This window comes from Paludibacter jiangxiensis (assembly GCF_001618385.1).
Lineage (GTDB): Bacteria > Bacteroidota > Bacteroidia > Bacteroidales > Paludibacteraceae > Microbacter > Microbacter jiangxiensis.
This window is the reverse complement of the sequence record NZ_BDCR01000004.1, coordinates 698,556-712,149: the sequence shown is the minus strand read 5'-3', so window position 1 is coordinate 712,149 and position 13,594 is coordinate 698,556. Positions and strand designations below refer to the sequence as shown.

Genomic DNA, 13,594 nt, shown 5'->3' with positions numbered 1-13,594 from the left:
TCTATTATTAAATAGCATGATTCCGTAAAAATGGTAGCTATTACCGGAATCTGTATAAAACAATTCCTTGTAAAATGTATGAACTTTGCACCGAAGTTAATGATATGATTATAAACGGATTTAGAACAGAACAATGGAAACAAACAATTTGTATCAGCGACTAAGCAGTGGTGAACCACTTAATATGTACGATCCTGATTTTGCACCTGCTATTGCAGATATGGTAACTTCCAGAAGAATATTGCAGAAGATAAACAATGAATTCCATGAGCTGGATGAGTTACCAACTCTTTTTGCTGAACTTTTAGGCGAACCCTTTCAGGAAGGAACCGCAATAATGTCTCCTTTTTATATTGATTTTGGATCGCAATTGAAACTTGGTAAACGAGTGTTTATCAATCATAACTGTACTTGTATGACAGCAGGAACTATCATAATTGAGGACGGTGTTATGATTGGCCCACAAGTAACCTTACTTACAGCTAACCATGATTTAAACGATCATAATGTTTTGGTTTGCAAGACAATTCATATTAAAAACAATGCGTGGATTGGGGCTAGAGCTACCATTTTACCCGGTATTACGATTGGTGAAAATTCTGTTGTTGCAGGTGGAGCTGTAGTGACCAAGGATGTAGAACCCAATGTGGTGGTTGGCGGTAATCCGGCCAGAGTGCTCAAACGATTGAACTAATAACATAGAAATACAAGAATATGCAGACTGTAAAATTAAATAACGGCATAAAAATGCCTGTTCTGGGATTTGGCGTCTATCAAATTGCAGATCAAACGGAATGTGAAAGATCAGTATCTGATGCGTTGGAAATTGGCTACCGCTCTATCGACACGGCAGCTGCCTATCAAAATGAAGAGGCTGTCGGAAAGGCAATTCAACATAGTGGTATTTCCCGTCAAGAACTATTTATAACCACAAAGCTCTGGGTGTCTGATGCAGGGTATGATCGGACAATGAAAGCCTTTGAACGATCTCTGAATAAATTACAATTAGACTACCTCGATTTGTACCTGATTCACCAACCTTATGGCGATATTTATGGTTCGTGGCGTGCAATGCAGGAGTTATTCAAAGCCGGTAATGTAAAAACCATTGGTATTAGTAATTTTCCACCTGACCGCGTGATGGATTTGATACTTCACAATGAGGTGGTACCGGCAATCAATCAGATAGAGACTCATCCGTTTTGCCAACAGGTAGAAGTACAAAACTTTCTGAAGGAGAATAATGTACAAATCGAGTCATGGGGACCTTTTGCCGAAGGTCGCAACAACCTTTTTGCAAACGAGTTATTAAAATCAATCGGTGAAAAATACGGCAAATCAGTTGCTCAGGTTACACTGCGGTGGCTGACTCAACGGGGTGTAGTGGTAATCCCGAAATCTGTACGCAAGGAGCGAATGGAGGAGAATTTCCATATTTTCGATTTCAGTTTGACCCGTGAAGATATGGAAGCTATAGCTTCACTTGACACCAGGCGGAGTCTGTTTTTTGACCACCGAGATCCATCAATGGTCAAAATGCTGGGCAGCTACAGACTGCCAGAATAAACGACCTGAAAATTAAACTTCTAAATAAAAGCTACGATGAAAAAACTTCTTGTTATTTTACTTTTAGTAATCGCATTTGGCTTTGCTGCCGAAGCTCAAAAAACGAAAAAAATGGAATCAAACAAACAAGTAATAGAAATGCAAGATAAACTTGCTCTTAAAGAATTGGTCGATGTATTTTCAGTACTTGCCGACCAAAAAGAGGTGGAGAAACAAACCTTTCTTTTTACCGAAGACGCAACCGTAGAAAGCTTTATGGATGGAAAATCGACGGGGCTTCTGACCGGCCGGAAGCAAATTGGTGATGCTTTTGCGGGCTTTTTACAGCTTTTTGATGTTGTGTATCATATCAATGGACAGCAAGTGCTAACCCTGAATGGAGACCATGCAACAGGCACTTCATACTGTTTAGTAACGCTTATAGGCAACGAAAACGGTAAGAAAATGAAAAATACGATGGGGGTTATTTACCACGACACGTATGTAAAACAAAATGGCAAATGGCTCATTGCCAAAAGACAATCGAACTTCACCTGGACAGAGAAAACGGAATTGAAATAAAACAACTAAAGCATGAAAACAAGAATATTAGGACAAGGTCTTGAAGTATCCGAAATAGGCCTGGGTTGCATGGGACTTAGTTATGGCTATGGCCCTGCTATTGACAAACAAGCAGCCATTGCGCTAATCAGAAGAGCGTATGAGTTAGGAATTACTTTTTTTGATACAGCCGAAATTTATGGACCTTACTTAAATGAAGAAGTAGTTGGCGAGGCAATTGCTCCTTTCAGAGATAAAGTTGTGGTAGCTACCAAATTTGGTTTTAACTACGTTGATGGCCAACCGGCAGGATTAAACAGTAAACCCGCTTATATTCGACAACGAGTTGAAGGCTCATTGAAACGCCTAAAGATTGAAACCATCGATTTGCTCTATCAACACCGCATTGATCCCGAAGTGCCTATTGAAGATGTGGCAGGAGTGGTGAAAGATTTAATCAGTGAAGGGAAAGTGAAATATTTTGGGATGTCGGAAGCCGGAGCAAGTAATATTCGCAAGGCTCATGCCATACAGCCAGTTTCGGCATTGCAAAGCGAATACTCCCTATGGTGGCGCGAACCTGAAACAAAAACTTTTGCAACCTTGGAAGAGCTTGGAATTGGTTTCGTGCCTTTTAGTCCACTTGGCAAAGGGTTTTTAACCGGACAAATTGATGTCAATACCGAGTTTTCTAAAAATGATTTCCGCAACGGCATCCCTCGATTTAATGAGGAAAACAGACAAGCCAATATGGCTTTGGTTGACTTGGTAAAACAAATTGCGCAACAAAAGAATGCAACACCCGCGCAAATAGCTTTAGCCTGGGTTAACGCCCAAAAGCCATGGATTGTTCCAATCCCCGGAACAACAAAGATTCACCGTTTAGAAGAAAACGCAGGTTCGGTCAATGTAACATTAACGCCTGACGATTTAGGTAAAATCAAAAATGCACTCTCTGCAATTGAAATTATAGGTCATCGTTATCCTGAAAGTAGCGAAAAAATGGTAGATAAGGATTAAGCGCTTGTAAATTTGAAAAATAATAAGAGATGAAAGTAAATGTGTCTGCTGAGGCCATTAAAAATCACGAAGAACTTTGGCCAAACTACCAATCGAGGGCAGCCCAAACCGATCCTGAGCTGATTGAAATTTTCGATAATTGGGCGTTTGATGAAGTTGTAAGCCACGGAAATATCGACACCAAAACCCGCACCATGATGATAATGGGTTCGTGTATTGCTCAGGGCGCTTTAACCGAATATAAAATGTTTGTTAATGCAGCATTAAATATTGGTGTTAGTCCGGTTCAGGTGAAGGAAGTACTTTACCAATCGGTGGCCTATGCAGGCGTGGCAAAGGTTATCGACTGTCTGTATGCAACCAACGAGATCTTTAAAGAACGAAGCATCGAACTTCCTTTGGAAAGACAGTCCACCACAACGCCCGAAAATCGTCAAGCAAAAGGTTTGGGCTGATGAAAGAAACCTTTGGCGAGCAAATTGATGAAATGCGTAAAAATGCCCCAGACGACCAAAAACACATTCAGGACTATCTGGCTTCAAACTGCTTTGGCGATTACTACACCCGCAATGGCTTAGATATGAAAACAAGGGAGTTGCTGACTTATTCTATGCTCATCAGTATGGGTGGTACTGACTCTCAAGTGAGGGGGCATATACAAGGGAACCTGAATGTGGGTAACAATAGAGAAACATTGATTGGTATTACTACCCAGCTTTTGCCTTACATCGGCTACCCACGCACCCTGAATGCATTAGCTTGCTTAAATGAAGTTTTACCTGAAAAATAAATAATTATGAGAACAAGATTAATTCTATTCGGCATTTTAGTTGCCATTGTTTCAATGATTAGTGTCCATGGACAGACTCCTGTAAGTAAGAAAAAGATTCTGATAGCCTATTTTTCGCATAGCGGAAATACCCGTGTAGTTGCTCAGCAAATACAAAAAGCTACAGGAGCCGACATCTTTGAGATAAAGCCGGTAAAAGACTATCCTACGGATTATAGAACAGTGGTTGATCAAGCCAAGAAGGAGATAAAAGCAGGATACAGACCACCGTTAAAAAATAAGGTTGCAAACATATCGAATTACGATATTATTCTCATTGGGTCGCCCAATTGGTGGTCAACTATTGCCCCGCCTGTGGCAACTTTCCTTTCGTCGTATAATTTCGATGGCAAAACAATTGTACCTTTTATAACTCACGGAGGCAGCGAGTTGGGTCGTGCCACCGATGATATTAAAAAACTTTGTCCCAAATCAACTCATTTGGAAGGGTTAGCCATCTGGGGCAGGAGTGTGAATAGTGATAATGCTAAAGTGCTAATTTGGCTCAGGAAAATGAAATTCATTAATTAAGCGACGCTGCTAGAATTCAACAAAATAGAGTATATGGAAGAGAAAACTTTAATAGCATATTATTCCCGTCGGGGTCAAAACTATGTAAACGGAAAAATTACAAACCTGCCAGTCGGCAATACCGAAGTTGTCGCAAAGCAAATACAAGCCATCATCGGAGGCGATTTGTTTTATATCAACACAATTAAGCCTTATCCGGTTGATTATATGGAAACAACGGATGTGGCAAAAGTGGAATTGCGGCAAAATGAACGTCCTGAATTAACTGAAACGGTTAAGAATATGGACGATTACGATACTATTTATCTTGGTTATCCCAACTGGTGGGGAGCTTTCCCGATGGCAGTCTGTACTTTTTTAGAATCGTACAACTTTACAGGGAAAACCATTATTCCTTTCTGCACACATGAAGGTAGCGGAATGTGTGGCGAACGGGATATTAAAAGACTTTGCCCTAATGCAATTGTGCTTCCGGGTATTGCTATTCGAGGCGGAGTAGTGGCCGATTCGGATAATATCGTGCAATCTTGGCTGAAAAGTCAAAAATAAGTTGTGTTGTAAGTCTTATTTGTCAACACTTGAGCTTTAGTCCTGAGTGATTTGTTTCTCAAGGCTAAAACCAACAGAATATCTTCCTGCGTTTGCCTTCACACTGATGGATGGACTTTGTAAACAATAACTCTGCATTACAATAATAATGCATGCTTCTTCTGATAAATTCATAGGATAATTACCAGTAAAATAGATAACCCCCAAAAGGCACATTTGAAACTTGACTCGTTGTTGCTTACACTAAAAGACCATAAGTGCATGTAATAGGAAACATAAACGGCTGTTTTATTCCTGTTTTGCCTGAGCAAGTGATAGATTTAGTGGTATCTTTGGCCGTGCAAATTTTGTAGTTTCTATCAGCAACGGGAAGTCTATAATATCAGTGAACAATAATAAAACAGGAAATTTGACTTTTTACCAGCAGAAAATTTTTGTTCAGAGATGTCCTGAGAGTGGTCAAACGGGTTTTTGAAGTTGATTCGTTGTGGTATGGCCATAAATTTCCGGATTGATCATAGGAACAAACATACGAGTTCACATTCGAATATGATGATAAACTGATTGCATTCTATTTTACTAACGGCGATTTACTTCAGCCGATATGTAAAGTGTGAATATAAACAGGTAGGTTTCACCAACCAATAGCTGTTTATAAAGAAAAATAAAATAGAATCTCTTCCAATGCGCTTTGATCCTGATAAAGTGCAGAAAATAGAAATTGCTATCAAGTGCTTTGAAATATATACACTTGGAGGAGGTGCTGTACGGGAGCGTATCGTTGGTATGTGTGTTTCCGGAATTGGGTCGGAGAACACCAATCCTGCCTGTTTTTGATTGGTTCGATTATGAAGAAGGACTTAGTTTGAAAGGAAAGGATCGTGAAATTGAATACAGAAGCGTAGTTTTTTTGTTAACTCCTTAAAATCAAGTATATTTACATGAAAAGTGCCAAATTTCTACTGCTTATTGCGGTCGTATTTTCGTTTAGTTGTGTATTGAACGCGCAAGGACTTTATGTCGGTACCAATTATCATCCTCACGATGATAAGAATATCGAAAAAATCAAGAGTGATATTCAATTGATGAAAGCCGCAGGGTTTACGGTGGTGCGCATGGGTCATTTGGCTTGGGATAGCTATGAACCTTCAGAGGGACAGTTTGACTTTGGATGGTTCGATAAGATGATGGATAGGATGAACGAAGCCGGAATTAAAGTGATTCTGGATATTGCCGTGCATCCTGCCCCTATATGGTTGCACAAGAAATTCCCTTCCATTGACGTTGTCAGTGCGACAGGCAACCAGTTGTACCCCAATCACCGCTATATGGACGATGCGGGAGATCCCAATTTCCAGAAGTATGCGCTTCGATATACTGACATGCTGACAAAAAGATATGCCAAACATCCCGCTCTACTGGCTTTTGGTGTTGATAATGAGTCGGGAGATGGCCCCATTTCGTATTCGGAAACGGTGCGGCTGCGATTTGCAGAGTGGTTGCACAAGAAGTACGGCACGATTGAAGCTCTCAATAAAGCATGGGCAACCCAACGCTGGTCGCGCCGGTTAAATCAGTTCGAAGAAGTTGGCTTGCCAACCGAAGGTCAAAAAAACGGTGCTCCCGAAAAAATCCTCGATTTCCGTACTTTCGTTTCCGCTGAAGTGAACAATTTTTTGTTGACAGTGTTGGATAAAGTCAATACCAATGCACCAGGTGTCCTCACAAATACAAATGCCTGGTACTATAGTCCGTTGAAATATATCGACTGGTCTGAAATTGCATATTCGGGCAAAATGACGCGTGAAGGCTGTGGTTTTTATCCCGGAAATTCCCTGACCACAAACTGGGGAGTAATGAATGCAGCATTCGGAATGTCAAGAATTCAGTTCGAGAGTACTAATCCATTCTGGTGTAGTGAATTTACAACGCACAATGCGGTACCGAATTCCATCCGTAAATCGGCGTATGCCTCTTTAATGTACGGTAATCAAATGGTCTGTGGCTGGACATGGCAAAGCATGTGGGGTGGAGAAGAACAATATCTGGAAGGAATGCTGGATTGGGATGGAATGCCCAATCGTAAGTACGAAGAATATAAGAAAATAGCCACCGAATTTAATAAGATCGGAAAATATTTCCCGTACAAACCACAACCGGAAGTTGGGTTGGCATTTTCGTTTTCGAGCCAGATAGCAAGTAGCGCTTTCCCCGAACAACAGGAAAACCAGCTACAAGCTTGTTGGAATCTATTTTACTGGCGCAATATGGATGCAAATGTTGTGGAAATCAGTAAAAGTGCATTGACCTATAAATTGCTTTTTGTTCCGGGCATTACGGTTATGGATGACCTTACAGCCAATAAAATTCGTGAATTTGTGAAGAATGGGGGTACCGTTGTCATGACAAGCAACTCAGCCTTTGTCGACGAAACCGGAAAAGTATTCTCAGAAACGCGTCCCGGCCGTTTGAGTGATGTGTTCGGAATCCGGATTGCAAATTTTGAAGAAACGGAAGCATATAACGAAATATCCCGCAAATCATACAAAGGGAAAAAACTTGAACTTACCTACAAAGGAAAAGCGGTCGATACCGAATCAACACGATTTGACGTTATCGAACCGAAAGGTGCCGAGGTAATCGGAAGTATTACCAGTCTTGATAAGGATTATCCCATCATCACCTCGAACAAGTACGGCAAAGGGCGCGCAATCTATGTCGGTTTGCCGGCAGATGCCAGCGTACTCAATCCTTTGCTTGATGAACTGATTGTTCAGTTGAACATAAAGAAGGGACCCGAAGTACCATCGGGTGTCATGGCGCGTCAGATTGATAAAACGCACTTTTTGTACCTGAATGTAAGTGGAGAAGCCAAAGAAATTCCGTTGAAAGGGAAATCCAGAAGTATCCTGTTTGATAAGGATTATAACGGCAGCTTTACAGTTGCACCTTACGAACCGGAATTTATCGAAACCAAATAGTTTTCCATTTGACAAAATCTCAATCAAAGGAACCATTGTGTTTTTTTTCTATTGTTTTTTGCGATCAGTTCTTATGCGCATGAGCCATCTGATTCAAATAGGTCTATGGGAGATTTTTGACTTCAGCTCGTAGTTTCACAAAGGTGACAATGCCATAGTGCGCGTTGTTAGAGTTGAGCCGGATGGAATAACCTCCATCAATGACTTTTACCTCAATTGGCCGACACAGCTACATCCGATGTTTGTCTGAATATTTATACCTGAGTGAAAAAGGGAACACTTTGGGCAGAAACAGGCTATTGCATGGCAGAAGGGTAATTTGTTCTAATGGCAATGGATAAGTATACAATTTTAAGTAGTCAGTCGTATCAATATGGTTTTGTGTTGGAATAGCGATAAAAAAATGATCATACAATAAAAAATGAATAAACTTATTATTCTCAAAATCAAGGCATTGATTTGCCTGTTGTTTGCATGCTCTTTCTCCATTTTTGCGCAAAACAATCAGGAGAAGAAACAACTTTTCGACTTTAACTGGAAGTTCTTTTTGGGAGATGCACAAGGTGCAAAGAATGTAGATTTCAACGATGCCGCCTGGCGCAACCTCGACTTGCCCCACGATTGGAGTATAGAGGGAAAGATTAGCTCAAAGAATCCAACCGGGAGCGCTGGTGGGTATTTCCCGGCGGGCATTGGCTGGTATCGTAAATCGTTCAAAGTTCCTGCCGAATGGAAAAATAAGAACGTTTCTATTTATTTTGAAGGGGTTTACATGAATTCCGAAGTGTTTCTCAATGGGAAATCGCTGGGTGTTTATCCCTACGGCTATTCCTCCTTCAGCTATGATCTTACGCCTTACCTTCGTGCCGGACAGGAAAACGTGATTGCTGTGAAGGTCGATAATTCGCAGCAAGTAAATTGCCGTTGGTACAGCGGTTCGGGTATCTATCGCCATGTTTGGATGATGGTGGACAACCCCTTGCATATTGCCCGGTGGGGCGTCGGCATTACCACTCCCGAGGTTTCTGCGCGAAAAGCCAAAGTTCAGATAAAGACGGTGGTGAAAAATGAAACTTCTTTGCCTCAAAAAGTTACTGTGAAAACGGTGTTGGTGGACAAGAATGGGAGAAAATCAGGCATTCAGCAAACCAGCATCGAACTTGCGGCAAACAGTGAAAAAGATGTCGCTCAAACCGTGGCAGTTTCCAATCCCTTGCTTTGGTCGCCTGAATCACCCAATTTATACAAGGCTGAAATAGAAGTCGCAAATGGGAAACAGGTGGTCGATGAGAGCAAAAATACTTTTGGCATTCGCTCGCTGAAATTCACGGCTGAAAATGGCTTTCAGTTGAACGGTAAAGCAATAAAAATCAATGGCGGATGCGTTCACCATGATAATGGTTGCCTTGGTGCGGCTGCATACGATCGTGCCGAAGAACGCCGCATTGAATTGCTCAAAGCTGCCGGGTTTAATGCTGTAAGAACATCGCACAATCCACCATCGGAGGCATTTCTCGAAGCCTGCGACCGCCTGGGGTTGTTGGTAATTGACGAAGCGTTTGATGGCTGGCGAACGTCCAAAACTAAGTTTGACTATTCGATACATTTCGACACCTGGTGGCAACGCGACCTGAATGCTATGGTGTTACGTGATCGCAATCGTCCTTCCATAATCATGTGGAGTATCGGGAACGAAATAATTGAAAGGAAAGAGCCTGCCGCTGTGGAAACCGCAAAAATGCTGGCAAATGCTATAAAAAAGATCGATCTGACACGTCCGGTAACTTCGGCCATGACCACATGGGACAATGAATGGAGCATGTTTGACCCGCTGATGGCAGCGCATGATGTGTGCGGGTACAATTACCAGTTGAACCGCGCCGCCGACGATCATCAACGGGTGCCTTCACGCATTATCGTTCAGACCGAATCATATCCCCGCGACGCTTTCTCCAACTGGCAATTGGTGCAGGATAACAAATATATTATTGGCGATTTTGTATGGACGGCTCTCGACTATTTTGGCGAATCGTCTATCGGCCGCTGGTATTATTCGGGTGATTTTCCCGGCGAACACTGGGAACACGATTTCTTTCCGTGGCATGGTGCTTATTGTGGCGATGTTGATCTGACCGGTTGGCGTAAGCCTATCTCGCACTACCGTAGTATGTTGTACAATAATACCGAGAAATTGTACATGGCCGTTCGCGAACCGGCTCCCGAACCCATCGAAATTAAAGAGACCCTTTGGTCGGTTTGGCCAACCTGGGAAAGCTGGACATGGCCCGGATTTGAGGGTGAAAATGTGCAGGTGGAGGTGTATTCAAAATATCCCAAAGTACGGCTTTATATCAATGATAAGCTTATTGGCGAGCAGCTTACAGGCCGTGAGCAACTATTCAAAGCTACTTTTGCCGTTCCGTATGTTGCCGGTACACTAAAGGCTGTAGGTGTTGAAAATGAGAAGGAGATGGAATCATCTATTCTGCAAACAGCCGATCAGGCAGCCCGGATAAAGCTGACTGCTGATAGAAGCCAACTGCTTGCCAACGGTCAGGATTTATCCTTTGTAACAGTTGACATCACAGACAAAAATGGGATTTTCCAGCCTAATGCCAATAATCGCCTGACATTTACAGTGGAAGGCGAGGGATCAATAGCGGGCGTTGGCAATGCCGATATGAAAGATTGCGATCCGTATGTGGGCAATTCCCGCAAAGCATGGAAAGGGCGTGCTCTGGTTGTACTGAAGAGTTCGCATAATGCAGGTGCCATAAAGTTAACCATAAAATCACAGGACTTGGCTGAAGCTACGTTCATGATCAAAACACATAAACAATAAATTTCCGAATAGTATGAAGCAAATATTCTGTGTGATTGCATTTTCCGTTCTAATAATAGGCATGAATGCTCAGGTAAAAGCTCCGGCTCCATGTGGCCCGGTTCCGACAGAGAATCAGATGAGGTGGCAGGAAATGGAACGATACGCGTTTATCCATTTCTCGTTGAATACTTACACAGACCAGTCATGGGGATTTGGAAATGAGGATGTGAAATTGTTCAATCCCGAGAAATCGGATTGTCGCCAATGGGCGCGTATTTGCAAAGGGGCTGGAATGAAGGGAATTATCATTACGGCAAAACACCACTGTGGCTTTTGCCTGTGGCCATCGAAATATACCGAATATTCGGTCAAGAACGCTCCCTGGAAAAACGGGAAAGGCGATATGGTGCGCGAAATGGCAGATGCTTGCAAAGAATATGGTCTGAAACTTGGAATTTACCTGTCTCCCTGGGACAGAAATAGCAAGGATTACGGCAAGCCGGAGTATATTACCTATTTCCGCAATCAGTTGGCCGAACTATTAACCGATTATGGCGAAATTTTTGAAGTGTGGTTTGACGGTGCCAATGGCGGTAATGGATATTATGGCGGTGCAAACGAAACCCGTACGATCGACCGCACCACCTACTACGACTGGAAAAATACCTATGCATTGATTCACAAGTTGCAGCCTAAATGTGTGATTTGGAACGATGGTGGTGATCGTGGCGATCTTCGCTGGGTAGGAACGGAAGACGGTTATGTGGGCGAGACTAACTGGAGCTTGTTGAACGCTACCGGCGAAGTGCCCTGGAATATGTTGCATTTTGGTGTGGAAAACGGAAATGCGTGGGTGGCAGCCGAAGTAAACACGTCCATTCGTCCCGAGTGGTTCTATCATCCGGGTGAAGACGGCAAGGTGAAAACCGTTCCACAACTAATGGATCTGTACTACAATTCTGTGGGGCGCAACGGCTCCATGTTGCTCAATTTCCCAATCATGCCCAATGGATTGATACATCCGACCGACGAAAAAAATGCCCTTGCATTTGCCAAAGCGGTGAACGAATCGTTTGCCGTTAATCTGGCATTGAATAAGAAAGTTACAGCTTCCAATATTCGTGGTAAATCGGGCAGATTTGCGGCAGCAATGGCAGTCGATGGAAACAAAAATACCTATTGGGCTACCGATGACAATACAAAAGCCGCCTCTTTGACAATTGATTTGGGTAAGCCGACTTTGTTCAACCGTTTTCTGACACAGGAATATATCCGCTTGGGACAGCGTGTTAAGGCATTTACAGTCGAAGCGTTTGTGGATGGAGCCTGGAAAGAATTGGCCAAAGGAACTACGATTGGTTACAAACGGATATTGCGTTTCCCGGCCGTAAAGGCAACTCATGTACGCTTCACTATTGCCGATTCAAAATGTAGTCCGGCCATCTCTAACATTGGCATTTATAACGCTCCGGTATTTCTCAATGCACCGGTTATTATGCGTAATCAGGCAGGTCAGGTGACAATAAGCACAAATGATATCGGACCGATTTTTTATTACACCTTGGATGGTAGCACTCCTACCTCAAAATCAAATAAATATTCGGGTGCTTTTTCTGCTGACGGAAAAGTGGAAATAAAAGCAATCTGCTATGACCCGACTTCGGGCAAAAGCAGTCCTGTGAGTATCGAAAAATTTGATGTCTCTAAAAAGAACTGGAAAATAGTGGGAATCAATGACCAAAAGAGCGACGCAATTATTGACGGCGATCCGGCCACTGTATGTCATCAAAAGGGCGACGGAAAAATGCCCGTTGATTTGGTGATCGATTTGGGGAATAAGTACAACGTGTCCGGCATCAAATACCTGCCGGATCAAAACCGGTGGAGCTCAGGCATCATCACCACTTACGAATTTTATGTGTCGGACGATAATATGAACTGGAAATTGACAGATAAAGGCGAATTTTCGAATATCAAAAACAATCCATTGTTGCAGACTAAAAAGTTTGCTCCGGTAACGGCGCGGTATATTAAACTCCGTGCGTTGAAGAACACTTCCGGCGATAATGTGGCGGGGTATGCCGAAGTGGATGTGATAACCGAATAAGATGCAATATAAAATGATTGTCGTTAAAGAAAAGCTATTCAGCATTCAGATAGTTGCTCTTCTTTGCCTGATGTGTTTTACAGGCGGCTTGCATGCTCAAACTGCTATGGTGAATGTGTCAAACCGACACAAAACGAGCCTGAACGGCGATTAGCAGGTGATACCTGATCCAGTCGGAATTGGCGAATGGAAAAGGTTTGGCGGGAAAAGAATCCGCAAAAAAGACTGATTTTGTGGAATATTCGTTACAGTATCAACTATGCCTTGGCATTCCACAAAGCAAATATCTCCGGCGAACTTCATCTCTGTCTGACCGGCGAGTATGGTTACTGCATGGGTAAATGGAAAGATCCGGAGTTTTCTGTGCCTGCGATCGTGTTATTACTCTGAAAACAAACCGTGACCTGAAATTACTTCTGGTCACGGCTCTTCACTTTCTCTTTAGATTACTGTCCTGAATTTATATTAAACTCAGGATCATTTTTTTTCTTGTTGATTGTCATTGTGCTATATTTTGAAGGAGCGACATCACGTCGCTCCATTCTTTCAAAAATTCGTTCGCCTTAAGCTTTCCAGAGCGAACATTACAACTGAAGTATTATGTGTTTTTCTATGAAAACAAACGAGGCTTTGCCCCGAACTTTCTT

14 protein-coding genes are annotated in these 13,594 nt (G+C 42.5%); all 14 read left to right on the top strand.

What is annotated here, in order from left to right:
• Positions 1 to 133 precede the first annotated feature (133 nt).
• On the top strand, positions 134 to 694 hold the full coding sequence (locus PJIAN_RS13080) for a DapH/DapD/GlmU-related protein (RefSeq protein WP_068705776.1): 561 nt from the start codon (positions 134 to 136) through the stop codon (positions 692 to 694).
• A gap of 20 nt (positions 695 to 714) precedes the next feature.
• On the top strand, positions 715 to 1,566 hold the full coding sequence (locus PJIAN_RS13075; protein ID WP_068705774.1) for an aldo/keto reductase: 852 nt from the start codon (positions 715 to 717) through the stop codon (positions 1,564 to 1,566).
• A 36-nt stretch (positions 1,567 to 1,602) separates the two neighbouring features.
• Positions 1,603 to 2,127, top strand: coding sequence for a nuclear transport factor 2 family protein (locus PJIAN_RS13070; RefSeq protein ID WP_084252414.1), 525 nt, complete (start codon positions 1,603 to 1,605; stop codon positions 2,125 to 2,127).
• 12 nt (positions 2,128 to 2,139) lie between these two features.
• Positions 2,140 to 3,126 carry an aldo/keto reductase gene (locus PJIAN_RS13065; protein WP_068705772.1) on the top strand — a complete coding sequence of 329 codons (987 nt, stop codon included), beginning with the start codon at positions 2,140 to 2,142 and terminating at the stop codon, positions 3,124 to 3,126.
• 29 nt (positions 3,127 to 3,155) lie between these two features.
• Positions 3,156 to 3,581 carry a carboxymuconolactone decarboxylase family protein gene (locus PJIAN_RS15025; protein WP_236714410.1) on the top strand — a complete coding sequence of 142 codons (426 nt, stop codon included), beginning with the start codon at positions 3,156 to 3,158 and terminating at the stop codon, positions 3,579 to 3,581.
• Entirely contained in the window at positions 3,581 to 3,916 is a 336-nt protein-coding gene (locus PJIAN_RS15020; RefSeq protein WP_236714409.1) for a carboxymuconolactone decarboxylase family protein, read from the top strand. Before PJIAN_RS15025 ends, PJIAN_RS15020 begins: the two co-directional genes overlap by 1 nt.
• A 6-nt stretch (positions 3,917 to 3,922) precedes the next feature.
• The gene (locus tag PJIAN_RS13055) at positions 3,923 to 4,486 is read left to right on the top strand and encodes a flavodoxin (RefSeq protein ID WP_084252413.1); all 564 of its coding nucleotides are present in this window, start codon (positions 3,923 to 3,925) and stop codon (positions 4,484 to 4,486) included.
• Positions 4,487 to 4,519: 33 nt separating this feature from the next.
• Complete coding sequence (locus PJIAN_RS13050) at positions 4,520 to 5,035, top strand: flavodoxin (RefSeq protein WP_068705765.1); 516 nt, start codon at positions 4,520 to 4,522, stop codon at positions 5,033 to 5,035.
• A gap of 684 nt (positions 5,036 to 5,719) precedes the next feature.
• Positions 5,720 to 5,872: a hypothetical protein gene (locus PJIAN_RS14940; RefSeq protein WP_153802570.1), complete on the top strand. Its 153-nt coding sequence runs from the start codon at positions 5,720 to 5,722 to the stop codon at positions 5,870 to 5,872.
• 104 nt (positions 5,873 to 5,976) lie between these two features.
• Positions 5,977 to 8,016 carry a beta-galactosidase gene (locus PJIAN_RS13045; RefSeq protein WP_068705764.1) on the top strand — a complete coding sequence of 680 codons (2,040 nt, stop codon included), beginning with the start codon at positions 5,977 to 5,979 and terminating at the stop codon, positions 8,014 to 8,016.
• A gap of 421 nt (positions 8,017 to 8,437) precedes the next feature.
• Positions 8,438 to 10,858 (top strand): glycoside hydrolase family 2 TIM barrel-domain containing protein, encoded by a 2,421-nt coding sequence (locus PJIAN_RS13040; protein WP_068705763.1) that lies wholly within the window; start codon positions 8,438 to 8,440, stop codon positions 10,856 to 10,858.
• Positions 10,859 to 10,871: 13 nt separating this feature from the next.
• On the top strand, positions 10,872 to 12,947 hold the full coding sequence (locus tag PJIAN_RS13035; protein ID WP_068705762.1) for a discoidin domain-containing protein: 2,076 nt from the start codon (positions 10,872 to 10,874) through the stop codon (positions 12,945 to 12,947).
• Between the two features lies 1 nt (position 12,948).
• Entirely contained in the window at positions 12,949 to 13,101 is a 153-nt protein-coding gene (locus PJIAN_RS14935) for a hypothetical protein (RefSeq protein WP_153802569.1), read from the top strand.
• Between the two features lie 32 nt (positions 13,102 to 13,133).
• Positions 13,134 to 13,337, top strand: a complete 204-nt coding sequence (locus tag PJIAN_RS13030; RefSeq protein WP_068705760.1) for a hypothetical protein — start codon at positions 13,134 to 13,136, stop codon at positions 13,335 to 13,337.
• The last annotated feature ends 257 nt before the right edge of the window (positions 13,338 to 13,594 follow it).